Genomic DNA, 24,652 nt, shown 5'->3' with positions numbered 1-24,652 from the left:
GCGCAAGGATGGGTAGGTGGCCAGTCCCCTCGACCGTTTCAGCGCGGCGACCCGCACCTGGTTCGGTGCGGCGTTCGCCGAGCCGACGCCCGCCCAGGTGGGGGCGTGGGACGCGATCGGGGCCGGTCGGCACGCACTGGTGGTCGCGCCCACCGGCTCCGGCAAGACGCTGAGCGCGTTCCTCTGGTCCCTCGACCGGCTGCTGACGACGCCCAAGCCGGAGGACCGGACCAGGCGCTGCCGCGTCCTCTACATCTCCCCGCTCAAGGCGCTGGGCGTCGACGTCGAACGCAACCTGCGCGCCCCGCTGACCGGCATCCGCCATACCGCCGACCGGCTGGGCTCGCCGGTCCCGGAGGTCACGGTCGGGGTCCGGTCGGGCGACACGTCCGCGGCCGACCGGCGCAAGCTGGTCACCAGCCCGCCGGACATCATGATCACCACGCCCGAGTCGCTGTTCCTGATGCTCACCAGCCAGGCCCGCGAGTCGCTGCGCGGCGTCGAAACGGTGATCCTCGACGAGGTCCACGCCGTGGCCGGCACCAAGCGCGGCGCCCACCTCGCCGTGACCCTCGAGCGCCTCGACGCGCTGCTGGAGCGGCCCGCCCAGCGCATCGGGCTCTCCGCCACGGTCCGCCCTCTCGAGGAGGTGGCTCGCTTCCTCGGCGGCAGCGCCCCGGTCGACATCGTGTCGCCGCCCTCGGCCAAGCAGTGGGACCTCAAGGTCGTCGTCCCGGTCGAGGACATGACCGCCCCCGACGACGCTGCGTTCGACGAGGAGGGCTCGGAGTCGGGCGACCCGCAGCGGTCCACCTCGATCTGGCCGCACGTCGAGGAGCACGTCGTCGACCTCGTCGAGCAGCACCGCTCCACGATCGTCTTCGCCAACTCGCGGCGCCTCGCCGAGCGGTTGACCGCGCGGCTCAACGAGATCGCGACGCAGCGGGCCGGTGGTGAGGTGGGCGACGCCGTCGACCACGCGTTCAGCCGGCCGCCGGCCCAGGTGATGGCGCAGTCCGGGATCTCGACAAGCTCGATCAACGATCCGGGCGCGACCGTGATCGCCAAGGCACACCACGGCTCGGTCTCCAAGGAGCAGCGCGCCCTCATCGAGGACGACCTCAAGCGCGGCCGGCTCCCCTGCGTGGTCGCCACCAGCAGCCTCGAGCTCGGCATCGACATGGGCGCGGTCGACCTCGTGATCCAGATCGAGTCGCCGCCCAGCGTGGCCAGCGCCCTCCAGCGCGTCGGCCGCGCCGGCCACCAGGTCGGCGAGGTCTCGCGCGGCGTGCTGTTCCCCAAGCATCGCGGCGACCTCGCCCAGACCGCCGTCGCCGTCGAGCGCATGCGCACCGGCGCAATCGAGTCGCTGCGCGTCCCGGCCAACCCGCTCGACGTCCTGGCCCAGCAGGTCGTGGCGATGACCGCGCTCGACGCCTGGGGTGTCGACGACCTCTTCGCCGTCGTCAAGCGGGCGGCGCCGTTCACCCAGCTGCCGCGCTCGGCGTACGACGCCACGCTCGACCTGCTCAGCGGCCGCTACCCCTCCGACGAGTTCGCCGAGCTGCGCCCCCGCATCGTGTGGGACCGCGTCGGCGGGACGCTCACCGGCCGGCCGGGGGCCCAGCGGCTGGCGGTCACCAGCGGTGGCACCATCCCCGACCGCGGCCTCTTCGGCGTCTTCCTCGTGGGCGCCAACAATGAGCAGAGCGGGCCGGGTCGACGGGTCGGCGAGCTGGACGAGGAGATGGTCTACGAGTCCCGCGTCGGCGACATCTTCGCGCTCGGCGCCACGAGCTGGCGGATCGAGGACATCACCCACGACCGGGTGCTGGTGACGCCGGCCCCCGGGATCCCCGGGCGGCTCCCGTTCTGGAAGGGCGACAGCCTCGGCCGGCCTGCCGAGCTGGGTGCGGCGATCGGCGAGTTCACCCGCGAGCTCGGCGCCCTGCCCCCCGACAAGGCCAGGCAGCGGGCCCGCGACAACGGCCTCGACGAGTGGGCCGCCGGCAACCTCGTCACCTATCTCACCGAGCAGCTCGAGGCGACCAACGTCCTGCCCAGCGACCGCACCCTGCTGGTCGAGCGGTTCCGCGACGAGCTCGGCGACTGGCGACTGGTCGTCCACTCCCCCTACGGCACGCCGGTCCACGCGCCCTGGGCGCTGGCGATCAACGCGCGGCTGCGCGAGCGCTACGGCGTCGACGGCCAGGCCGTGGCCTCCGACGACGGCATCGTGATCCGGATCCCCGACACCGACGCCGAGCCACCGGCCGGCGACGTCATCGTCTTCGAGCCGGGCGAGGTCGACGACCTGGTCACCCAGGAGGTCGGCGGCTCGGCGCTGTTCGCCGCGCGGTTCCGGGAGTGCGCGGCCCGCGCCCTGCTGCTCCCCCGCCGCGACCCCGGTCGCCGCAGCCCCCTGTGGCAGCAGCGCCAGCGCTCGGCCGCACTGCTCGAGGTCGCCGTCAAGTACCCGTCCTTCCCCATCGTCCTCGAGGCCGTCCGCGAGTGCCTCCAGGACGTCTACGACCTGCCCGCCCTCGTCGGGCTGATGGGTCGGGTCGACCGCCGCGAGGTGCAGGTCGTCGACGTCGCCACCCAGTCGCCGTCGCCGTTCGCCCGCAGCCTGCTCTTCGGCTACGTCGCCCAGTTCGTCTACGAGGGCGACTCCCCCATCGCCGAGCGCCGGGCCGCCGCCCTCTCCCTCGACCAGGGGCTGCTCGCCGAGCTGCTCGGCCGGGCCGAGCTCCGCGAGCTGCTCGACCCCGAGGTGCTCGCCGAGGTCGAGGCCGAGCTCCAGCGGCTGGCCCCCGACCGCCGCGCCCGCGACGCCGAGGGCGTCGCCGACATGCTGCGCCTGCTCGGTCCGCTGACCACCGACGAGGTCGCGCTGCGCAGCGAGGAGGGTGCTCCGGTCGGCTCTTGGCTCGCGGCGCTGGCCGACAGCCGCCGGATCGTCGAGGTCCGGGTCGCCGGCGAGGAGCGCTGGGCCGGCATCGAGGACATCGGCCGGCTCCGCGACGGTCTCGGCGTGCCCGTCCCGCCCGGCACCCCCGACGCGTTCACCGACCCGGTCGAGGACCCGCTCGGCGACCTCGTCGCGCGCCACGCTCGCACCCACGGACCCTTCACCACCGAGGACGTCGCGGCGCGGCTGGGGCTCGGGCCCGCCGTCGTACGCCACACGCTGCAGCGGCTCGCCGCCCACGGCCGGGTGCTCGACGGTGAGTTCCGGCCGTCCGGGGCGGGCTCGGAGTGGTGCGACGCCGAGGTGCTGCGCAAGCTCCGGCGCCGCTCGCTGGCCCGGCTCCGCAAGGAGGTCGAGCCGGTCGAGCCCGAGTCGCTGGGCCGCTTCCTCGCCGCGTGGCAACACGTCTCGGCAGGCTCGACGACCAGGGGGCTGCGGGGCGTCGACGGCGTGCTGTCGGTGATCGACCAGCTGGCCGGCTGCCCCGTCCCGGCCTCGGCGCTGGAGCCGCTGGTGCTCTCCTCCCGGGTCCGCGACTACGAGCCGTCCTACCTCGACGAGCTCACCGCGTCGGGCGAGGTGATCTGGGCCGGCCACGGCAGCCTCCCGGGCGCCGACGGCTGGGTGAGCCTGCACCTCGCCGACCAGGCGGCACTGACCCTGCCCGAGCCCAGCCCGTTCGAGCACTCCGAGCTCCACCAGGCAGTGCTCGATGCCCTGGCTCCCGGCGGAGCGTGGTTCTTCCGGCAGCTGTCCGACGCAGTCGGCTCGACCGACGACAAGGCGCTCTCGGCCACCCTCTGGGAGCTGGTGTGGTCGGGCCGGATCAGCAACGACACCCTCACGCCCCTGCGCGCGCTGACCCGCGGCGGCACCCCCAGCCACCGGTCGCGCCGGCCACCACCCCGCGTGCGGATGGCGTCGACGACCGGCGGCCGCCGGATGCCGGCCCGCACCGGTCCCCCCGAGACGGCCGGGCGCTGGGCGCTGCTCCCTGAGATCGACACCGACCCGACCCGGCGCGCGCACGCCACCGCCGAGCGGCTGCTCGACCGCCACGGGGTCGTGATCCGCGGCGCCGTCGTCAGCGAGCGGGTGCCGGGCGGCTTCGCGGCCGTCTACAAGGTGCTCAGCGCGTTCGAGGACTCCGGGCGCTGCCGTCGCGGCTACTTCGTCAGCGGGCTCGGCGCCGCGCAGTTCGGCACCTCCGGCGCCATCGACCGGCTGCGCACCTTCAGCGAGGTCTCGACAGGCTCGACCACCGGCGGGGACGCCAAGCCCACCGCCGTCGCGCTCGCGGCCACCGACCCGGCCAACCCCTACGGCGCGGCCCTGCCCTGGCCGGTCTCGACCAGCTCGACCACCGAGAAGGGACACCGGCCGGGCCGCAAGGCCGGAGCCCTGGTCGTGCTGGTCGACGGCGCGCTCACGCTGTACGTCGAGCGCGGCGGCCGCACCCTCCTCACCTGGACCGACGACCCCGACCTGCTCGCGCCGGCAGCCGAGTCGCTCGCCGACGCCGCCCGCCGCGGCACGCTGGGCCGGATGACGGTCGAGAAGGTCGACGGCGAGCAGCTGCTCGGGTCCGGCACCACCCCGCTGCGCCTCGCACTCCAGTCCGCCGGGTTCGTCTCCACGCCGAAGGGCCTGCGGATCCGTGCCTGAGGGCGACACCGTCTTCCGCGCGGCCCGGCTGCTCGACCGGTCACTGTCCGGCCAGGTCCTGACGGCGACCGACTTCCGGGTCCCCCAGCTCGCGACGTCCGACCTCAGCGGCGGCACCGTCACCGCCACGGTCTCCCGCGGCAAGCACCTGCTGACCCGCATCGAGCGCGACGACGAGGCCTGGACCCTGCACACCCACCTCAAGATGGAGGGTGCCTGGCGGGTGCACCGGCCAGGCGAGCGCTGGAAGCGCCCGGTCCACCAGGCCCGCGTCGTGCTGACCACCGCCAGGGCCGTCGCGGTCGGCTTCCAGCTCGGCATCGTCGAGCTGCTCCCCCGCGACCAGGAGGAGTCCGCCGTCGGCCACCTCGGGCCCGACCTGCTCGGCCCCGACTGGGACGAGGCGGAGGCCCTCCGCCGACTCCTCGAGGACCCGGCGCGACCGGTGGGTGAGGCGCTGCTCGACCAGACGGCCCTGGCCGGGATCGGCAACATGTACCAAGCGGAGCTCTGCTTCACCAGCGGCGTGCACCCACGCACCCCGGTCGGGCAGGTCCCGGACCTGACCCGCCTGGTGCGGCGGGCCAAGCAGATGCTGGAGCTCAACAAGGAGCGTGCGACCCAGTCGACGACCGGCAACCTGCGCGAGCCGCTCTGGGTCTACCGCCGCGACGACCGGCCGTGCCGCCGCTGCGGCACGACCGTCCTCGTCGCGATGGTGGGTCCGGCCGGGCGCGAGCGGGCGTCCTACTGGTGCCCGTCGTGCCAACCCGAGTCGAGTCAGGGCTGACGCTCGAGCAGGCCGAGCCCCTCGATCCGCACCGGCTTGTCGTCGAGCGCGACGATTCGCACCTGTCCGCTGGCGGCGTGGGCGAGCGTCGCGACGCTCATCAGCACCTTGCCGCGTGCCTGGGCCGACGCCAGGTCCAGCACCGCGAGCCGCTGGCCCTTGAACAGCACCGCGACCCGCCCGTAGCCCGGCCCCGTCCCGACCACCACCGCGATCCGGGTGACGCTCTCGCCGTGCCGGGTCAGCGCCTGGCCGGACCGGGCCGTGCTCAGGTAGCCGCCTCGGTAGGCCGACCTCGTGTGGTGCCGCGTCCACCCGTCGGTGACCCGGTTGACCTGCCCGACGGAGTACGGCGCCACGAAGACCCGCCGGGCCGGCGTGGCGTCGACGTTGCCGGCCTCGTCACGGGCGGCCACCTCGAAGACGTGGGTCCCGGGGGTCAGGCTGCGCAGCGTCGTCCCTGAGCCGGCGCAGTCGACGTCGTCACCGTCGAGCGAGCACTCGAACGTGCCGGCCTCGTCGGAGGCGTAGCCGATCGCCGCCTGGTAGCCCAAGACGAACGGTCCCGGGCCCGACGTGATCGTCGTCGACGGTGCCTGGTGGTCCGACGGATCGTTCGAGGTGACGGTCACCAGGCTGTTGTCGGCCGCGTTGTCCCGCAGGAAGCGGCCGCCGACGACGGTGCCGACGGTGTAGCTCGTCGAGGGTCCGGTCCGGGTGAGCGTCGCCGTGCAGGCGGCCGTGCCCGACCCGCCGGCGCCGCCGCCCGTAACGGACGCGACGCACAGCGTCTTGTTGGTCGACCGGTCCTTGAACGTCACGGAGGCGAGCGTGATGTCGCCGATCGACCCGTCCGCAGGCTGGCCGATGGTGGCGCTCAACGGGACCTGGACGGTGGTGTCACCGACGGCGGTGTGGGCCTCCGCCGGTCCGGTGTACGACGCCGTCGCGCCCTCGGCGGTCACGGTCACGGTGAACGCGTCGGTGGCCACTGCGGCGTCCGGCGCGCTGCCCTCCTTGACGCTCAGGGTGGCCGTGTAGGTGCCCGGTGCGACGTCGGCGACGCCCCCGATCGCGTAGGTCGCCGTGCCCGGGCGCACGCCGTCGGCGCTGGTCTGCGTGGTGGTGACCGTCAGGCCCGGCACGCCGCTGAGCGTCGCGGTCAGCTGGTCGCCGTCGACGTTGTTGCTCGAGGCGGAGGTGGTCGGCGTCGTGGCCGGCCCGTCGGCGTACTGCATCGACTGGTCGGGGATCGAGGAGCCGAGCGCGAAGGGCGAGGTGATGCTGAAGTCGGCGTCGTTGACGTCGAAGAAGTAGTTGCCGACCGCCTCGATCTTGATCCGCGCCCGGTTGGTGCTGACCATCGGCAGGGTCACGGCCTGGCTGCCGTCGTTGGGTGTGCTGGCCGCCAGCTCGTAGGGGAAGCTCTGGCCGCCGTCGGCGGACAGCAGGATCCGGACGTTGGGCGCCAGCGAGGCGGCCTGCGTGCCCGCGACGTCCCAGGTGACGTTCTCGGTCGTGCCGCCCGTGGCGGGCGCGGACGGTGTCGCCCGCGACGTCACCAGGAACGGACCGGCCGAGCTGTCGACGACGAGCGCGACGTCGTCGTGCTGCACGCCGCCGCCGGTCGGGAAGCCGTCGCGCGCGGTGAGCCGGAAGTGCAGGGTGCCGCCGGCCAGGCCGCCGTAGTCGGCGGTCGGCAGGAACTCCGAGTAGCAGTCGACGACCGCGACGGGCACCTTCGCCTTCGGATCGGCCGGGGCCGCCGGGCAGGTCCCGGTCTTGGCGTTGGTGTTGCCGGCGAGGACCTGCGCCATGTCGGGGAAGGTCCGCGAGCCCGACGTGGTGGCGAGGTTCTCCCCCGGCGCCGGCGAGGTCAGGGCCTGGGCGGTCGAGACGTCGGCCCGCAGACCGAACACCCGGAACAGCGGGCCATCGGCCTTGGTGTTGTCCACGAGCCCGGTGCCGCCCGTCGGCGAGAGGCTGCCGACGTCGTTCTGCTCCCACAGGTAGGTCAGCGTGGTGCCGGGGTCGGAGTCGGTCGCCGAGCCGGACAGGGTGAACGGCGTCTGCGCCGGGATCGTCTTGTCGGCGGGCGCGACGACGGCCGGGGCGTGGTTGCCGGTGGCGTCCTGCGTGCCCTGGTTGGTGTCGGGACCACCATTGACCTGCACGCCGACGAAGCCGGTGACGCCGCCGGTGGTGGTGCCGACGCCCATCCGGGCCAGGTCGGTGAGCCGGCAGCCCACCCCGCTGTTGAAGGTCGCCGAGAAGCCCTTGTCGCTGAGCTGGGGGCTGCCCGAGTCATAGCCGGTCAGCGTCGGCCGGCAGCCGGTCAGGGTGTTGATCGTGGCGGACACCTGCAGGGCGGTGTAGCCGATGCCGCCGCGGGTGATCGTCACCGGGTCGTGTCCCGGGTAGGTCAGCTGGAAGGAGTCACCGTCGGTGTCGAAGCCGGCGAGCGTCACCGTCTGGACCTCGTTCTCGCTGCCCGGCGCCGCGTCGGTCGTCGCGGTGATCTCGTCGATGCTGCGCTGGGAGAAGTACGGGTCGGAGTGCGGCTGCAGGTCGTCCTGGTCGCAGATGCCGGCGTAGGCCATCACCGAGGAGCCCGAGCCGGGCTCGACGGAGGTGCCGCCGTTGCGGTTGGTCAGCGAGCAGTTGTTCTGGGTGCCGTTGAACGTGTGGTTGCCACCCATCTGGTGGCCCATCTCATGGGCGACGTAGTCGATCGCGTAGAAGTCGCCCTCCGGGAACGGCAGGCCCGTGCAGCCCTCGGCCTTGTTGGCGCCACCGACGACCCCCAGGCCGGCGACACCGCCGCCGTTGACGCCCAGGCCGATGTGGCCGACGTCGAAGGTGTCGGCGCCGACGAGCTGGCCCAGCACCCAGTCGTTCCGGGAGAGCGTGCTGCCTTGGCAGGACGTGAGGTCGGCGGTGGTGAAGCAGGCATTGGCGCCGCACGGACCGTTCACTCCCGTGGCCTTGGCCGCGGTGTCCAGGTTGAGCTTGGTGTCGGTGCCGTCGATCAGCACGAAGCGGATCGCGAGGTCGTCGTTGTAGACCTGGTCGACGCGGTTGATGAGCGTGACCTTCTCGGCCAGCACGTTGGCGCTGCCGAAGTAGGCGGCGTACGTCGGGTCCGTGAGCAGCGCGAGCCGGAAGGTCTTGCGCGTCACCGCACCGTTGGGGCCGGCCAGGGACGGGGCGCCAGCAGCAGCCTGCTGCGCGGTCGCGGCGAGCTCGCGCTCCACGAAGCGCTCGGGCGCCGGCACGGCCGAGCCGACGTAGCTGAGGTGCGTGGTCGTGCCGCGCTCGTTGGTCGCGGGGTCGACGTACCAGGACGCACGACCGTCGACGCTGCGCACCGAGGCGTGGAAGCCCATCGGCGTCACGTCGAGCCGGATCGTGCGCAGTGGGTCGGTGATCCCGCGGCCGGCGTAGGTGCGCAGCTGGGGGTGGCGGGCCGCGAGCCCGGCCTGCATCACCGAGACGCGCTGCACGGCGAACTTCTCGAGGTGGCCGGCCGGGTCAGGCACGGAGAAGGTCACCGGCTCCGCCCCACGACGTACGGCGCCCTCGCCCGGCGCGGCGGCCAGGGCGGACCGCACGCCGGCCAGGTCGACCCGGTAGGCCTCGTAGTGACGGGGCGCGACCCGCGTCCGGTCGTCCCTGGTCAGGGCCAGGTGCGGCAGCGGGGTGAACAGCGACCCGGCGTCGCGGGTGGCCGCTTGGGCCGGGGCGCCGAGCGCCACCGGCAGGAAGGCCACGGCGAGCGCCAGGACGAGGAACCGGGCAGCACGAGCGACCATGGAACAACCCCCACGAACCGGCGCACAGCGGCGCGTCACACACGACGGCGGTCGCCGTCGCCAGCCCAACGAAGGCAGTAGATCGCGGTTATGTGAGCGGTGTCCCGCGATTGAAGTGACTGGACCGGCCGTCAGGCGGCGGAGGCCACGACCTCGCCGGAGCGGCTGCGCGCGGTGACGGAGATCGGCGTCGCGGCGACCGCGGCCTCCTCCACGGCAACGGCGTCGGAGACCTCGCGCAGCACGTCGCTCAGCGGGACGTCGAGCGCGGAGCACAGCGAGGCGAGCAGCTCCGAGGAGGCTTCCTTCTGGCCGCGCTCGATCTCGGAGATGTAGCCCAGGCTCACGCGTGCCCCCGCGGAGACCTCACGCAGCGTCATCCCGCGCTCCATGCGACGGTCCCGGAGGACGTCGCCGAGCAGCCGACGGAACAGCACCATGCGCGTCTCCCTTCACCTGTCCACACCGTCCGAGCACGACGTGCTGGCCCAACGCTACCCGAGAGTGGTTTCTTCCCTCACGAGGACAGACCGGAGAAGTTCGACACAACGCAGGCAGGTGGCGTCCTGGACGGCCCACCGGTCCCCCGCCAGCGCGAGCTCGAGGACCTCCGACCCGTCCGGCCCGGCGAGGGCGACGTACACCGTGCCGGCGGGTTTGCCCTCCTGGAGGTCGGGGCCGGCGACCCCCGTCGTGGCCAGCGCGTACGTCGCTCCCGCGACCCGGCGCATCCCCTCGGCCATCGCCCGGGCGCACTCCGCGGACACGACGCCGTGCTCGGCGACCAGCGCCTCGGGGACACCGAGCATCGAGACCTTCAGCGCGGTCGCGTAGGTGACCGCTCCCCCGACGTAGGTCGCCGACGCGCCCGGCACCCCGGTGAGCAGCGCGGCCAGCCGGCCCCCGGTCAGGGACTCGGCGGTGGCGACGGTCGCGCCCCGCTCGGCGAGGAGGCGGTGAACGTCGGCGACGGGATCCGGGGTCACCCCCGGATCCTAGAGGTGCCCCTCAGCCCTGGGAGTCGCCCTCGATCACGACGACGCCGTACTGCTCGTCGAGGCGGACGTCGACGGTGTGCCCGTCGGTCCTGGTCACCTCGACCTCGTAGGTCGCGCCGTTCTCGGTGTCGCTCTCGACGCTGTTGACGGTCCCGCCGCCGGTCGCCTCGAGGGCGGCCTTCTTCGCGGCGTCGGCCTGGGCCTGGGTGTACTGGTGGCTCGCGGCCCCGTCGTCGCCGTTGCCGGCCACGGCGACCCCGCCGGCCGCCACGGCTCCGGCCACGGCCAGCCCCGCGGCGCCGATGATCACGGACTTCCTCATGGGGTCTCCTCTCGTTGGTTTCGCCCACCCTCCCCCGGTGCCGCTGAAGCCACCCTGAACAGGCGATCGGGTTCAGCGGGGATTCAGCCGGTCTTCAGCGCGACCGTGCCACGCTGGGCGCATGCGGATCCTGGTCGTCGAGGACGACAAGCAGCTCGCCGCCGCGCTGCGCCGCGGCCTCGAGGGCGAGGGGTACGCCGTGGACGTGGCCCTGGACGGGTCCGAGGGCGAGTGGCTGGCGCAGGAGAACGACTACGACGCCCTGGTGCTCGACGTGATGCTGCCGGGGCTCGCCGGCGACGAGCTGTGCTCGCGCCGCCGGGAGGCCGGCGACTGGACGCCGATCCTGATGCTGACCGCCCGCTCCGGTCCCGAGCAGGAGGCCCGGGCCCTGGACTCGGGCGCCGACGACTTCCTGGCCAAGCCCTTCTCCTTCATGGTGCTGCTCGCGCGCCTGCGGGCTCTGGCCCGGCGCGGCCGCCACGAGCGGCCGACCGTCCTGGAGGCCGGCGACCTGCGGCTCGACCCGGCCACGCACCAGGCCTGGCGCGGCGAGACCCGGGTCGACCTCACGCCGCGCCAGTTCTCGATGCTGGAGTTCCTGATGCGCCGGGTCGGCGACGTGGTGTCCAAGCAGGTGATCCTCGAGCACGTCTGGGACTTCTCCTTCGACGGCGACCCCAACATCGTCGAGGTCTACGTCCGCCAGCTCCGCCAGCGCATCGACGAGCCCTTCGGCCGGGCCAGCCTCCAGACCGTGCGGCTCGTCGGCTACCGGCTCGACCCCGAGAGCGGGTGACCGCGATGCGCCCCCTCACCCTCCGCACCCGCACCACCCTGCTGGCCACCCTCATCACGGGGCTGACCCTCGTGCTCGGCTCGATCGCCCTCGTCGTCACCCTCGACGCCCACCTCCGCTCCGGGGCCGACGACCTGGCGCAGTCCCGGGTCCGCGACCTGCTCGCCCTCGCCGCGTCGGGCAACCTGCCGCACACGCTGACCAACCTCGACGACAACGGCGTCGCCCAGGTCGTCACCTCCGACGGGTCCCGCGTCCTGGCCGCCTCGCCCAACGTCCGGAGCCAGGGCCGGATCGCGGACTTCGACCCCGGCAGCAGGCTGGTCGTCGAGACCGTCCGCGCACCCGACGACGCCGAGACCGAGACCTACCGGCTGTGGGCCGCAACCGGGGACTCCCCCGACGGCCCGGTCGTCGTCTACGTCGGCACCGCCCTGGAGTCGGTCCACGAGGCCACCCACACGCTTCGGCGCTCTCTGTACGTCGGCGTCCCGTTGGCCGTGCTGCTGCTCGGGCTCGGCACCTGGCTGGTCCTCGGTGGCGCGCTGCGGCGGATCGACCGGATCCGGGCCGAGGTCGACACGATCACCGAGGACCGGCTCGACGCCCGGGTCCCCGGGTCGGGTGTCGACGACGAGGTCGGCCGGCTCGCCGACACCATGAACGGCATGCTCGGCCGGCTGGAGTCCTCGGCCCAGCGGCAGCGCGACTTCGTCGCCGACGTGTCCCACGACCTGCAGAGCCCGCTGGCCGCCCAGCGCGCCCAGCTCGAGGTCGCCCTCACCGCGTCGCAGGACGGCCTGGCCCGTGACGTGCTCGCGACCACCGAGGAGATGGAGCGGCTCGTCGCCGACCTGCTCGTCCTCGCAGCGGCCGACTCCGGACCGCCCGCAGCCGCGCCGACCCTGCTCGACCTCGAGGACGTGGTGCTGGAGGAGGCGGCTCGCGCCCGGACCACCGGCCGGGTCGCCATCGACACCAGCCGGGTGTCAGCGGCGCCCGCGCTGGGCCACGACACCGAGGTGCGCCGGATCGTGCGCAACCTGCTCGACAACGCCCTCGCCCACGCCGGCACCCGGGTCGAGCTCCGCGTCACCTCCGTCGACAGCGCTGCCGATGGCTGGGCCCGGCTCGACGTCCTCGACGACGGCCCCGGCGTCCCGCCCGAGGATCGGGAGCGGATCTTCGACCGGTTCCACCGCGGCGACGCGTCCCGCTCCCGGCACAGCACCGGCAGCGGCCTGGGCCTCGCCATCGCCCGCACCCTCGCCGAGCGCGCGGGCGGGTCGCTCGAGGTCGACACGGACGGCGGCTCGGACGGCGGCGCGACCGGCGCACACTTCGTCCTGCTGCTCCCGGCTGGGCCCGTCGCCTAACCTCACCGGCATGGCCCTGCCCATCGAGGACTACGCGCTCATCGGCGATCGACGTACCGCCGCCCTGGTGGGCCGCAACGGCTCCATCGACTGGCTGTGCCTGCCCCGCTTCGACTCCGACGCCTGCCTGGCGGCGTTGCTCGGCACCGAGGACCACGGTCACTGGCAGCTCTGCCCGGTCGACGAGTTCACCTCCGAGCGTCGCTACGTGGACGGCTCGAGCGTGCTGGAGACGACGTTCACCACGGCAGACGGCGTGGTCACCCTGACCGACCTGATGCCGCGTGGGGACGGGCGCGCCGACGTCGTACGCCGTCTCACCGGCGTCCGCGGCACGGTCCGGATCCGGCACGAGTGGATGGTCCGTCTCGACTACGGCAAGGTCCGGCCGTGGGTGCGGCGCCGGGAGATCGGCGGCGAGCACGTCATCACCGCCGTCGGCGGCCCCGACCAGCTGATCCTGCGCGGTCCCCGGCTGCCCGTGGCCACCGACCACCGGCACAACGACGAGTTCGAGGTATGCGAGGGCGATGAGCTCGTCTTCTCCACGACCTGGCTCCCCTCGCACGTCGAGCTCGACGACCTCGGCGACCTGCAGGACCGGATCCGGATCACCATCGATCAGGACGAGGAATGGGCGAGCCGGTGCCCCGCGGACGTCCCGCACGCCGACGTCGTGCGCCGCTCGCTGCTCACCCTCCGGCTGCTCACCCACGAGCAGACCGGCGGGATCGTGGCCGCGCCGACGACCTCGCTGCCCGAGGACTTCGGCGGCGAGCGCAACTGGGACTACCGCTACTGCTGGCTGCGCGACGCCGCGCTCACCCTCAGCTCGCTGATCCGGGCGGGCTACACCGAGGAGGCCGAGCTCTGGCGGGGCTGGCTGCTCCGCGCGGTCGCGGGCGATCCCGAGGACCTGCAGATCATGTACGCCGTGGACGGCGCGCGCCGACTGCCCGAGCACACCCTCGACCACCTGCCGGGCTACGCCGGCTCCACGCCCGTGCGCATCGGCAACGGAGCCGTCGAGCAGCTCCAGTCCGACGTCCTCGGCGAGGTGATGATCGCGCTCGAGCACACCCGGACGGCCGGCCGCAGCCCCGACGACAACGCCTGGGCGTTGCAGGTGGCGCTCGTGGACCAGCTCGCGCGGACCTGGGACCGGCCCGACAACGGGCTGTGGGAGATCCGGGGCGTGCCGCAGCGGTTCACCCACTCGCGGGTGATGGTGTGGGCCGCCTTCGACCGGGCGGTCCGCGCCGTCGAGGAGCACGACCTGCCCGGCCCGGTCGAGGAGTGGCGCGCCGTACGCGATCAGGTCCGCGAGGAGGTCCTGGACAAGGGCTTCGACCGCGACCGCAACACCTTCACCCAGCACTACGCCACCACCGAGGTCGACGCGTCCCTGCTCGTGCTGCCGCTGGTCGGGTTTCTCGACGGCGACGACCCCCGGGTCCTGGGCACGATCGCCGCCATCGAGGCGGACCTGCTGCGCGACGGCCTGGTGCGGCGCTACCGCACCGGCTCCGGCGTCGACGGGCTCAGCGGCGACGAGCACCCGTTCCTGGCGTGCTCGTTCTGGCTGGTGTCTGCCTACGCCGCCGCCGGACGCACCGACGACGCCCACGCGCTGTTCGACCGGCTGGTCGGCCTGGTCAACGACGTGGGCCTGCTGTCGGAGGAGTACGACGTCGGCGAGGGCCGGATGGCCGGCAACTTCCCGCAGGCGTTCAGCCACCTCGCCCTCGTCCAGGCCGCGTTCGACCTGGCGGCCACGAAATGACACCGACCCGCCCGGTCGTCCCGGGCGGGTCGGTTTCGGGTGGATCAGCGGGGCGTCAGCGCTTCACGACCTCGATCACGTCGGTGGCGCGGTCCTTCTCCACCGTGTCCGAGCCGTTGTAGGTGAGCACCACCGTCTTCTTGCCCGGCTTGTCGAACTTCGGCAGCTTCACCGAGGCCTGGCCGTTCTCGACCTGCACCTTGAGGACGTCGCCGCCCGGTAGCTCGACGCGGACCGTGCCGTTGACGGGCGTCCCGTCGACCACGAGGCCGATCTGCAGGGTCACCCGGGTCTTGCCGGCCTTGGCGCGGCTCGGGGAGTGGCTGACGGTCAGCTTGGAGCCCTGCTTGACCACGTTCACCGAGGTCGTGCCCTGCGAGCCCGAGACGTTCGCGTCACCGCTGTAGCGGATCGTGACCGTCTGCTGGCCCACGCGGTCGAACGGACCCACGTGCAGCGTCGCCGAGCCACCGGACAGCGTCGCGGTGGCCACGACCTGGCCGTCGACGAGCGCCTGGACCGTGCCGGTCGGGACGACCCCGTCGGCCGAGACCGTGACGGCGACGTCGGTGGTGCCCTTCTTGACCTTGACCGTGCCGGGGCTGGCGCTGGCGACCGTGGTCGTCGAGGACGCCTTGGTCACCGTCACCGTCACCGTGCCCGTGCTGGCCTTGTTGGCGGCGTCACCGGCGTAGGCGATGGTCAGCGTGTGGCTGCCCACGGAGAGCGCCTTCGCCGGCACCAGCACCGCGGCGGTCCCGTCGGCCGCCACACTCGCGGTGCCGATGGTGGTCGACCCCTCGCGCAGCACCACGTTGCCGGTGGTGTCCTTGGTGGACTTCACCGTCACGTAGACCGTGCCGCCGTTGCCCCAGGTGATGGGGTCTGCCGAGCCCGTCACCGTGGTGTCGACCGGCGTCGGCGTACCGCCGCCGCCGCCGGGTGCGGTCACGTGGAGCGCCACCGAGGTGCTCGTCGCCGAGTTGTCGGCGTCGCCGGAGTAGGTGAGCGTCACCGTCTTGTCACCCACGGTGGAGAACGGACCGACCGTGCAGGTCGCCGTGCCGTCGGTCACCGGGACGTCGGCCGGAGAGCCGTCGTCGCAGGTGACGGTGCCACCGAGCTGGTCGGCCGCCGTGGTGAGCGTGACCGTGATGGTCGACGTGTCGGTGTCCCGGACCAGCGAGGTCGGGCTTGCCGTCGCGCTCATCGTCGGGGTCGCCTTGGTCACCGTGACCGTCGTGGTGGTGCTGCCCGGAGCCGTGACCTGGTCACCGCCGTAGCTGACCGTGACGGTGCGGTCCCCGGCCGTCCCCCACGGACCCACGACACAGGTCGCGTCACCGCTGGCGTCGAGCGTGCCCGTGGAGTCGTCCAAGCCCGGAGCCGAGCAGGTCACCGAGCCCGAGGGAGTCACCCCGATCGCCGCCACGTGGGCGGTCACCGTGCTGGTCCCACCAGGAGCCACCGACACCGGCGTCGCGTCCGCCGTCACCGTCGACTCGACCTTGGTCACCGTGACGGTCACCGTCGAGCTGGACGGCGCGTGGCTCGCGCTGCCGCTGTAGCGCAGCGTCAGGGTGTGCACCCCCACGGGGAGGCTGCTGGACGTGAAGGTCGCGGCGCCGTCGGAGACGTCCACCGTGTCGAGCAGGGTCGTGCCCTCCTTGACCGTGACCGTCCCGGTCGCTGCCGACGGGCTCACGCTGATCTCCAGCGTCGCCGGCTGACCGTAGGACACCGTGACGTCCTCGGCCGAGACCGTCGTGGCCGTCCGTCCCTCGTCGGCAGCGACGGGGAGCGGCACGTCGGTGCCGGTCGTGTCGCCGACGACGTGGAGCTGTCCGCCCGGGATGCCGGTCGGCAGGACGAAGGACACCGATGCGGTGCCCCAGTGGTCGTCCGGGTTCGTGCCGTTGCCGTGCGCCACCGGCACGTCGGAGGCCACGACCTGGTCGCCCACGAGGACCTTGACGGTGTCGTCCTTGACCGCGCCCGGGGAGTTCAGGTCGAGCGAGGCAAGGTCGAACGCGACCGTAGCGCCCGGCGCGTACGACGTCGGTGCATCCGCCGGGAAGGTGACCCGGACACCGCGCTGGGACGAGTCGACCTGGAGCGGCTCGGTGGCGTACTGCTTCATGTAGTCGACCTGGCCCTGCAGGTCGGTCTGCTCGGTGTCGAGCTTGTCCTTGCCGTTGTTGAGCTCCCAGAAGTTGTCACCGCCGGTGGCGAGGAACGAGTTCACCGTCACCGAGTAGGTGGCGTCGAGGTCGATCGGTTCGCCGTTGAGCCACATCCCCGTCACCGTGCCGAGCATGGCGCCGGTCGGCTTCGCCGGGTCCTGCTTCTCGGAGTAGGTGTAGGTGAAGCCCTTGCTGATGCCGAGCTTGAGGAACGGGCGCGCCGGGATGTTCCCGGACGCGTCGCGCTGCCACTGCTGCTCGAGGACCTTCTTGATCTGCGCGCCGGTGAGCTTCATGTTGACGAGCTCGTTGGCGAACGGCTGGACGTCGGCGGCCTCACGGTAGGTGAGGTCGTAGACGTCACCGTTCGGCGTGCCGAGAGCATCCGCGCGCAGGCCACCCGGGTTCATGAACGCGATCTGCGCCCCACCCTGCTGTGCTCCGCGCGTCGCCCAGCGCTGGATCTCGGCGACCTGGTTGCCCAGGACCGACTCACCACCGCGGTTGTCGGTGCCGTCGGACAGCTTCGACCGGTACATCGGGGCGGTCATCTTGCCGAGGACCTTGGCTCCGGCGACCGCAGAGTCGGCGACCGCCTGGTCGACGATCGGCTGCACCTCAGCATCCGGGCCGTAGCTGAACAGTGCGCCGCCCGGACCCTTCACGCCCACGTTGTTGGCGATCAGGTCGACCGGCTTGTTGTCGGCGTCGAAGGAGTAGACCAGCTGGTCGAGCGCCGTGCCGTACGACGCACCCTGCATCACCGGACGCGTGGTCAGCGGGTTGCTGTCCGTGGCGCCCTTGGCGAAGGAGCAGGAGTACTCGAGGTGGGTGTGGCCCGAGAGGATCGCGTCCACGTCGTCGTCGACGCCGTTGAGGATCGTCGAGAACGCCGTGCCGGCGGTCTTCATGGTGCTGCAGGCCGTCGTGGCCGCACCTTCGTGGGTGAGCAGGACGACCAGGTTGGCACCCTGAGCCTTCAGGTCAGCCGCGTAGTGGTTCACCGCAGCGACCGTGTCGGCGTTGTCGAGGACGGTGACGCCCTCGAGGTTCGCCGGGCTCTGCAGTGAGGGCAGGTCGGAGGTGACCGTGCCGACGAAGCCGATCTTGATCGGCGTGCCGGACAGCGAGTTCGGGACCTCGATCATCTTCGTCGGGTCGGAGATCGGCTGACCGGCCGTGTGACCGTCGGTCGAGTCCTTCCACACGACGTTCGCCGCGAGGTAGTCACCCCACGTGAGCGCGTGGTCCGCGCCGTACGGGTTGGTCTCGCTCTTCGGCTGCTCGATGCGGTTGAGCAGGTCGCCCACGCCACGGTCGAACTCGTGGTTGCCCACCGAGGAGACCTGGAGGTTCATCGCGTTGAGCGCGTCGAGGGTCGGCTTGTCCTCCTGGGTGAAGGACTCGAAGATCGACGCCCCGACGTTGTCGCCGGCCGAGGCGAGGACGGTCTCGTCCGCGCCGTAGATGCCACGCAGGGAGCTGACCGCACCGGCGAGCGGCGCAGCGCCACCGTCGGCGGAGTCCGCGATCAGGCGACCGTGGAAGTCGTTGATCCCCAGGATCTGGACGTCGGTGACCTTCTTGCCGGCACCCGCACTGGGCAGGGTGAGGTCGATGACCTCCGGGTTGTGGTCCGAGCCACGCCACGGCACGGTGCCGTCGAAGAAGTCGGTGGCGTTGGTGTTGAACCGGCCGTAGTCGTAGACGTCGGACTCGTTGGCGTTGATCTCCCAGATGTCGGTGCGCGGGTTCGTCGCCCGGGCACCGGCGCTGGCCAGGATGTGGTCGAGCGAGCCGGCGCCGCCGTAGCCGATGCCGTTCACCTTCGTCGTGAAGACGTAGCTGGTGTCGTTCGGGTCGTCGGAGTGGATCTCCTTGAAGTCCAGCGGGTCCTCGGTGTCGTTCGCGTCGGTGATCGCGTGGATCGGGTCCTCACCCGAGTAGGCGTTGAAGTCACCGAGCATGAACACCTTGTCGGTGTGCCACTTCGCAGCGAAGGCGTTCGCGAAGCGCATGACCTCCTTGGCCTGGGCCACACGGCTCGCGTTGAAGGCGCCGTGCAACGGGTCGTTCTTGTCGCCACCCTTGGCCGGACCGGCCGGAGCGGCCGCGTCGCCCTTGGACTTGAAGTGGTTGACGATGAGCGCGAAGCCCTCGTCGTTCTTCGCACCGACGGGCTTGAAGTACTGCGCGAACGGCTCCCGGGCGTTGTCGAACGGGGAGGCGTCGGGCGCGAACACGTGGTTGCCCCACGCGTCCGAGACACCGTTGACGGTGTAGCCAGGCAGGTCGAGGTCGGCCTGGCCGACCGGGACCACCGTGGCCTTCTTGTAGATGAAGGCCGAGCGGATGACGTCCATGCCCGAGGAGTAGGAGCAGGTGCCGGCGAGGTTGGCCGGACCGGGCACCGGGGTGCCGTTGGGCTGGACCTTGGCGCACAGGCCCGGGACCGAGGTCGCGTCGGTGGTCTCCTCCGGCGAGGCGGCGAAGGCCCACTGCTCACCGGCCGGCAGGCCCTGGTTGAGGTGGTCCACCAGGTAGGAGACCGTGGCGTCGCGCCACTGCAGCGCGGTGCCCTGGCCCTGGTCCTTGGTGTTGGACACGTCAGGGTTGAGCGGAGAGTTCTTGACACCGAGCTTGAGCTTGTTCGGGTTGCCGATCTCCTCGAGCGCGACGACGTCCGCGCCGAGCAGGTTGATCGCGGTGACGATCTTCTGCGTCTGACGGTCAAGGTCTTCCTGGCGACCGGCGCCACGCGGAGCGTTGGCCAGGGCCGAGCCGTAGGCCGTGACGGCACCGGTCACCGGGTCCCAGGCGGTGGGCATGCCGGTCGGGTTGGTGCAGTCCTTGGCCTGGATGGGGTTGCCGTCGCGGTCGGAGTTGTAGGTGCAGGAGTACCACGGGTTGGCGTCGGCGAAGTCCTTGGCCGGGACGGAGAAGAAGTTCTCCACGTTGTACGTCGCGAACCGGATGTTGCTGCCGGCCGGCGCGGGGCGCGGGGCGGCGTTGTCGGCGCGGGTGTCCTCGAAGGTGACGACGTCGCTGCCGAGGTCGACCTGGCAGCCCGAGTGGGGCGCCGCGGCCGTGCAGCCGGTCGCGACGACCGAGCGGGGCGGGTTGAGGTACCACTTCTTGTTGCGCGAGTCGAGGATCGCGCCCTGCGGGAAGGTGACCTGCGCACCGACGCGGGCCGAGTGGGTCTTGTCGATGAAGGGGTAGGGGATGTCGGAGTTCTTCGCCTTGTTCGGCGTGTAGATGTTCGACGAGCCGAGGTAGGTCGTGCCACCGGTGAGGAAGTAGCCACGGTTCTTGACGTCCGCCTGCGCGGCCTGGATGCAGGGCGAGTCGCCGTCGCGGCAGATCTGACCCGGCTGCTGGAGCGGAGCCTCGGAGACGCCCTCGAGCGCCGTGGCGACCGGACCCGTCGGGGCACCGGCGGCCAGGCCGAGCTCGCCCTGGCTCTCGAAGTTGTAGGTGTCGGTCACGACGACGTCGGTGGGCTGGAAGATCTCACCCTCGTGCGCCTCCCGGGCGGCGTAGGTCGCCGGGGCGGAGCCCTGCATCACCACGCCGCCGGCCTGCGGTGCGGTCACCGAGATGTTGGCGGAGGTGGCGTTGATCTGGGTGAGCGTCTCGCCGCTCCCGAACTCGGCGACCTTGCCGGTGACGCTGACCGCGTCGCCGATCGCGACCGTCGGGTTGGTGAACGTGCTGCCGGCGCTCACGAAGACGGCGTCGGAGGCACCCGGGGTGTCCACGGTGCCGGGCGTCTGGATGTAGAACCCGCAGTAGCCGCAGGTCGCGGCGCCGGCGGTGCTGAAGCCCTTGCTGTAGATGGCGGTCACCACACCCGTCGTGGTCACGGTGCAGTTGATGTAGGGCGAGAAGACCGCGTCGGTGCCCTGGACCTGCGCGATCGTCGGGTTGGCGGGCAGGCCGGAGTTACACGTGGTCGGCAGCACGACCTTGCCGGTGTTGCCCACGACACCGTCGGAGTTGGTCGGCGTGAGGTCGCCGAGCGTCCAGTCGAGGTTGCTGTCGTTGCTGTCGTTGTCGACGGGCAGGCGCGACACGGAGGTCTCGCTGCTGAGGTTCGTGGGCTGCTTGGTGCCCTCGAAGGTGTTGGCCGTGCCGTAGCCGACGGCGTCGATGATGTGCGCGTTGCCGGCAGCTGCAGCGTTGATGTCGCCGGACGGGAGGGTCGGCGCAGTGGTGTTGTCGAGCAGCGCGATGAAGCCGTCGCGGTAGTCGAAGGTGTTGTAGTCGATGTCGACCGTCGCGTCGGCGTCGGGCAGGGCGGCACCGCCACCGTTGGCGTCGCTCTGGCCCAGGATCAGGTAGTAGCCGCCCGCCGGGATCGTCTCCGAGCCCGTGATGGTGAGCGGGTAGGTCGGCACCGCGGTGTTGTTTCCGCGGTTGTAGGGGGCGTAGCCGATCGACCAGCCGGAGACGTTCACCGGGTTGGCGGTCGGGTTGTAGAGCTCGATGTAGTCGTTGGCGAACGGCGCGTCGGTGTATCCACCGTCGCCCCACACCTCGCTGACGAGGACGTGGTCGGCGTGGCTCGGCGCGACGGCGTTGAGCTGGAAGGTCCGGCTCGCGGTCTCGGAGCCGGCGGTCACCGTGGCCGTCAGGCTGTAGACGCCGCCGTCGGTCGGGGTGCCGGAGATCAGGCCGGTCTGGTCGATGGACAGGCCACCCGTGTTCGGGTCACCCGTGAGCGCGTACGTCTTGGTCCCCGTGCCACCCGAGGCCTGGGTCTGGAGGGCCACGGCCTTGTTGGTGAACGTCTTCACGTTAGAGATCGCGGCCAGGGCGAGTGGCGACGAACCGCCGCCCTCGACGGTCGAGCTGTTCTTCGGCGTAGGCGCCACGGCCGTGAAGTCCGCACTGTTGCTGTCGGTGTCGCCGTGCGTGGCGTTACGTGTCGCCGACGTGGAGTTGGACGGCGCGGGCGTGGGGCCGGTGCCCTCGTAGGAGGTCGCGGTGCTCCCGAAGCCGACGAAGTCGACGAGGCCGGAGAGGCTCTGGCTGTTGACGTTTCCGGCGGTGACTCCCGTCATGGCGGTGTTGTTGCTACGGAGCAGCACCTTGCCGGCCGTGCCGCTCAGAGCGAGCGTGCCGGTTGCATCGGGCGTCGGCAGGGCGCCCGACGCGGTGGATCCCGCCGCCTCCTGAACCAGGAAGTAGCCACCCGCGGGCACCGTGCCGCTGATGGACGTGACAGCCCACGTGGTTCCGCTACCCGAGGCGTACTGCACCGACCAGTTCGACATCACCACCGCGCTGCTGGTCGGGTTGAACAACTCGATGAAGTCGTTCGTGTACTGCGCCCCCGAGTTGCCGCCGCCGCCGTACACCTCATTGATGACGAGCCCGGTTCCCCCGGTGTTCGCCTGCGCAGGTGCGGCCAGGACAGCGAGCGGTGAGACGACGACGGCGAGCAGGACGGCGAGCATCCCCCCACGGCGTACGGACGGTTGAGTGGCGCGAAGCCAGGGGAGCATGGACACGCAAGTGACCTTTCGAGAGCGCGCAGGCAGCAGCAGTCCGTCCCGAGCGGACAGCAGCGAAGGGGGTGTGGTGCTAGGGGGTTGGTGCGAGGGGAAGTCCCGAGAGCAGCACCTGACCCCGGGAGTCGGCACACTGTAATCAGCGCCACACTCTCCACCGAGGGGCTCCGCTGAATTCCTGACGACAACTTCTGACATTTCTGGCGTCGCCGAAATGTCAGAAGTTGCAGACTCTGCAGGTCAGAGGGAGTTCCGGGCGGAGTGCCCTCCGGCTCGGCTCAGCTGGCGCGGATCGCGTGGCGCTGGCGCCACACGTCGCGGAAGAACTCGTAGCCCGACCAGACGGTCAGCCCCACGGCCACGGCCAGGCACACCTGGGCGGTGTAGAACACGAATTCCGCTGGGGGCTGGAGCCCGGTCGGCAGGTCGCCGTCGCGCAGCGGCAGCGTCAGGGTCGCGAGGGCGATGGCCTGCACGGTCGTCTTGAGCTTGCCGAGGTCCTTGGCAGCGATCACGACCCGCTTGAGGATCGAGAGGCGCAGCAGCGTCACGCTCCACTCGCGCAGCAGGACCACGATCGTGACCCACCACCAGATGTCGCCCACGACGGACAGCCCGATGAAGGCCATACCGGTGATCGCCTTGTCGGCGATCGGGTCGGCGATCTTGCCGAAGTCGGTGACCAGGTTGCGGGCGCGGGCGATGTCGCCGTCGATCTTGTCGGTGATCATCGCGATCCCGAACAGCAGCCAGGCCACGAGCCGCCACGTGATCGAGTCGCCGCCGTCGATGAGAAGCGCCCAGCCGAAGAACGGCACCATCACGATCCGCAGCGTCGTCAGGACGTTGGGGATGTTGAAGTTGGAGACCTTCTGCTCGGACACCTCGGGGGTCTCGGTCATCGCACGTCTCCGATCAGGTCGACGCCGTCCGTGCCGACGACGGTGGCGCTCAGGAAGTCTCCCACCGCGACGCCGTCCGGGGCGCCCTCGAGGGTGGTGGTGCCGTCGACCTCGGGGCCCTGGTGGGCCGCCCGGCCCTCCACGATCCTGCCTTCCGGGCCGTCCTCGATCGACTCCACGAGCACGACGACCTCCTCGCCGATCCGCTCCTCGGCCCGCTGGGCGTTGAGTTCCTCGACCAGGGCGGTCACGTGCTCGGTGCGGGCCCGCACCTCGTCCTCGTCCAGCTTGCCGTCGTACGACGCCGCCTCGGTGCCGTCCTCGTCGGAGTAGCCGAAGACGCCGGTGACGTCCATCCGCGCCTCGACGAGGAAGTCGCACAGCGTCTCGAGGTCGTCCTCGGTCTCGCCCGGGAAGCCGACGATCACGTTGGACCGGACACCGGCGGTCGGCGCGAAGGAGCGCACCTTCTCCAGCAGCCCGAGGAAGCTCTCGGGGTCGCCGAAGCGGCGCATCCGGCGCAGCACGGAGGCGGAGGCGTGCTGGAAGCTCAGGTCGAAGTACGGCGCCACGCCCGGCGTCGTCGCGATCCGCTCGATCAGGCCGGGCCGGGTCTCGGCGGGCTGGAGGTAGGACACGCGGACCCGCTCGACGCCGTCGATGGCGGTCAGCTCGGGCAGCAGCGTCTCGAGGAGGCGGATGTCACCGAGGTCCTTGCCGTAGGACGTGGAGTTCTCGCTGACGAGGAACAGCTCGCGGGCGCCGTGCTCGGCCAGCCAGGCGGCCTCCTGGATGACGTCGCTGGGCCGGCGGCTGACGAACGAGCCGCGGAAGCTCGGGATCGCACAGAAGGAGCAGCGACGGTCGCAGCCGCTGGCCAGCTTCAGCGGAGCCATCGGGCCGTCGTCGAGGCGACGGCGTACGGCGCGGGGGCCGGTCGCGGGGGCGCCGGCGCCGATCTCGTCGGTGGTCGAGCCTGCCGAGACCCCGTGGCCGGGCACCGGCGCGGTCGAGGCCGCCCGGTCGACCGGGCTGATCGGCAGCAGCAGGCGGCGGTCCTGCGGGGTGTGCGGGTGGTGGGTCTCCCCCGCCACGATCGACCGGAGCCGGGCGGCGATGTCGGGGTAGTCGTCGAAGCCGAGGACCGCGTCGGCCTCGGGCAGCGACTCGGCCAGGTCCTTGCCGTAGCGCTCGGCCAGGCAGCCCACCGCCACGACGGCCTGGGTGTGGCCGTTGCCGGCCTTGGTCTGGGCCTTGAGGTCGGCCGCCTGGAGCAGCGTGTCGACCGAGTCCTTCTTGGCCGCCTCGACGAAGCCGCAGGTGTTGACCACCACGGTGTCGGCGTCGGCGGGGTCCTCCACGAGCTGGAAGCCGCCGGCCTCCAGGCGCCCGGCCAGCTCCTCGGAGTCGACCTCGTTGCGCGCGCACCCGAGGGTGACGAGGGCCACGGACAGGAGCGGCTGCGGGGCGGTCACGGACTCGTCGGGGGAAGTCGTCGTCATGATCCGACGAGTATCCCAGCCGGGGCCGCCCCA

The 24,652-nt window shown here is 71.9% G+C and carries 12 protein-coding genes; 5 read left to right on the top strand and 7 right to left on the bottom strand.

The features are described from left to right. The first annotated feature begins 16 nt into the window (after window positions 1-16). Window positions 17-4,636, top strand: a complete 4,620-nt coding sequence (locus EJF31_RS03490; protein ID WP_125035682.1) for an ATP-dependent helicase — start codon at window positions 17-19, stop codon at window positions 4,634-4,636. Beyond that, window positions 4,629-5,426, top strand: coding sequence for a DNA-formamidopyrimidine glycosylase family protein (locus EJF31_RS03485; protein ID WP_125035681.1), 798 nt, complete (start codon window positions 4,629-4,631; stop codon window positions 5,424-5,426). Before EJF31_RS03490 ends, EJF31_RS03485 begins: the two co-directional genes overlap by 8 nt. Here the strand turns inward: EJF31_RS03485 and EJF31_RS03480 are convergent. From EJF31_RS03480 to EJF31_RS03465, 4 genes are all read right to left on the bottom strand, one after another. Continuing rightward, window positions 5,417-9,238 carry a M12 family metallo-peptidase gene (locus EJF31_RS03480; RefSeq protein ID WP_125035680.1) on the bottom strand — a complete coding sequence of 1,274 codons (3,822 nt, stop codon included), beginning with the start codon at window positions 9,236-9,238 and terminating at the stop codon, window positions 5,417-5,419. The genes EJF31_RS03485 and EJF31_RS03480 overlap by 10 nt on opposite strands. Window positions 9,239-9,369: 131 nt before the next feature. Then, window positions 9,370-9,678, bottom strand: a complete 309-nt coding sequence (locus EJF31_RS03475) for a helix-turn-helix domain-containing protein (protein WP_125035679.1) — start codon at window positions 9,676-9,678, stop codon at window positions 9,370-9,372. 54 nt (window positions 9,679-9,732) lie between these two features. Further along, window positions 9,733-10,224, bottom strand: coding sequence for a CinA family protein (locus tag EJF31_RS03470; RefSeq protein WP_125035678.1), 492 nt, complete (start codon window positions 10,222-10,224; stop codon window positions 9,733-9,735). A 22-nt stretch (window positions 10,225-10,246) separates the two neighbouring features. Further along, on the bottom strand, window positions 10,247-10,558 hold the full coding sequence (locus tag EJF31_RS03465; RefSeq protein ID WP_125035677.1) for a PepSY domain-containing protein: 312 nt from the start codon (window positions 10,556-10,558) through the stop codon (window positions 10,247-10,249). Between the two features lie 121 nt (window positions 10,559-10,679). On the opposite strand from EJF31_RS03465, the gene EJF31_RS03460 reads away from it, so the two are divergent. From EJF31_RS03460 to EJF31_RS03450, 3 genes are read left to right on the top strand one after another with little or no spacing between them, the layout of a single operon-like run. After that, window positions 10,680-11,357, top strand: coding sequence for a response regulator transcription factor (locus EJF31_RS03460; RefSeq protein WP_125035676.1), 678 nt, complete (start codon window positions 10,680-10,682; stop codon window positions 11,355-11,357). Between the two features lie 5 nt (window positions 11,358-11,362). Further along, window positions 11,363-12,733: an ATP-binding protein gene (locus tag EJF31_RS03455; RefSeq protein WP_125035675.1), complete on the top strand. Its 1,371-nt coding sequence runs from the start codon at window positions 11,363-11,365 to the stop codon at window positions 12,731-12,733. Window positions 12,734-12,743: 10 nt separating this feature from the next. Further along, window positions 12,744-14,516 carry a glycoside hydrolase family 15 protein gene (locus EJF31_RS03450; protein WP_125035674.1) on the top strand — a complete coding sequence of 591 codons (1,773 nt, stop codon included), beginning with the start codon at window positions 12,744-12,746 and terminating at the stop codon, window positions 14,514-14,516. Window positions 14,517-14,571: 55 nt separating this feature from the next. On the opposite strand, the gene EJF31_RS03445 is transcribed toward EJF31_RS03450, so the two are convergent. From EJF31_RS03445 to rimO, 3 genes are all read right to left on the bottom strand, one after another. Further along, the gene (locus EJF31_RS03445) at window positions 14,572-22,209 is read right to left on the bottom strand and encodes an ExeM/NucH family extracellular endonuclease (RefSeq protein ID WP_260430617.1); all 7,638 of its coding nucleotides are present in this window, start codon (window positions 22,207-22,209) and stop codon (window positions 14,572-14,574) included. A gap of 284 nt (window positions 22,210-22,493) precedes the next feature. Next, the gene (gene pgsA / locus EJF31_RS03440; protein WP_125035672.1) at window positions 22,494-23,117 is read right to left on the bottom strand and encodes a CDP-diacylglycerol--glycerol-3-phosphate 3-phosphatidyltransferase; all 624 of its coding nucleotides are present in this window, start codon (window positions 23,115-23,117) and stop codon (window positions 22,494-22,496) included. Continuing rightward, window positions 23,114-24,619 carry a 30S ribosomal protein S12 methylthiotransferase RimO gene (gene rimO, locus EJF31_RS03435; protein ID WP_125035671.1) on the bottom strand — a complete coding sequence of 502 codons (1,506 nt, stop codon included), beginning with the start codon at window positions 24,617-24,619 and terminating at the stop codon, window positions 23,114-23,116. Before rimO ends, pgsA begins: the two co-directional genes overlap by 4 nt. Window positions 24,620-24,652: the final 33 nt, after the last annotated feature.

Origin of the sequence: Nocardioides sp. LS1 (genome assembly GCF_003865225.1) — a bacterium.
Taxonomy (GTDB): domain Bacteria; phylum Actinomycetota; class Actinomycetes; order Propionibacteriales; family Nocardioidaceae; genus Nocardioides; species Nocardioides ginsengisegetis.
This window is presented reverse-complemented; position numbering and strand designations above follow the sequence as displayed.

Coding starts and splice junctions, on each gene's coding strand:
- EJF31_RS03480 (WP_125035680.1), bottom strand. CDS start 9,238: ATGGTCGCTCGTGCTGCCCGGTTCCTCGTCCTGGCGCTCGCCGTGGCC.
- EJF31_RS03475 (WP_125035679.1), bottom strand. CDS start 9,678: ATGGTGCTGTTCCGTCGGCTGCTCGGCGACGTCCTCCGGGACCGTCGC.
- EJF31_RS03465 (WP_125035677.1), bottom strand. CDS start 10,558: ATGAGGAAGTCCGTGATCATCGGCGCCGCGGGGCTGGCCGTGGCCGGA.
- EJF31_RS03460 (WP_125035676.1), top strand. CDS start 10,680: ATGCGGATCCTGGTCGTCGAGGACGACAAGCAGCTCGCCGCCGCGCTG.
- EJF31_RS03455 (WP_125035675.1), top strand. CDS start 11,363: ATGCGCCCCCTCACCCTCCGCACCCGCACCACCCTGCTGGCCACCCTC.
- EJF31_RS03450 (WP_125035674.1), top strand. CDS start 12,744: ATGGCCCTGCCCATCGAGGACTACGCGCTCATCGGCGATCGACGTACC.
- EJF31_RS03445 (WP_260430617.1), bottom strand. CDS start 22,209: ATGCTCCCCTGGCTTCGCGCCACTCAACCGTCCGTACGCCGTGGGGGG.
- pgsA (WP_125035672.1), bottom strand. CDS start 23,117: ATGACCGAGACCCCCGAGGTGTCCGAGCAGAAGGTCTCCAACTTCAAC.
- rimO (WP_125035671.1), bottom strand. CDS start 24,619: ATGACGACGACTTCCCCCGACGAGTCCGTGACCGCCCCGCAGCCGCTC.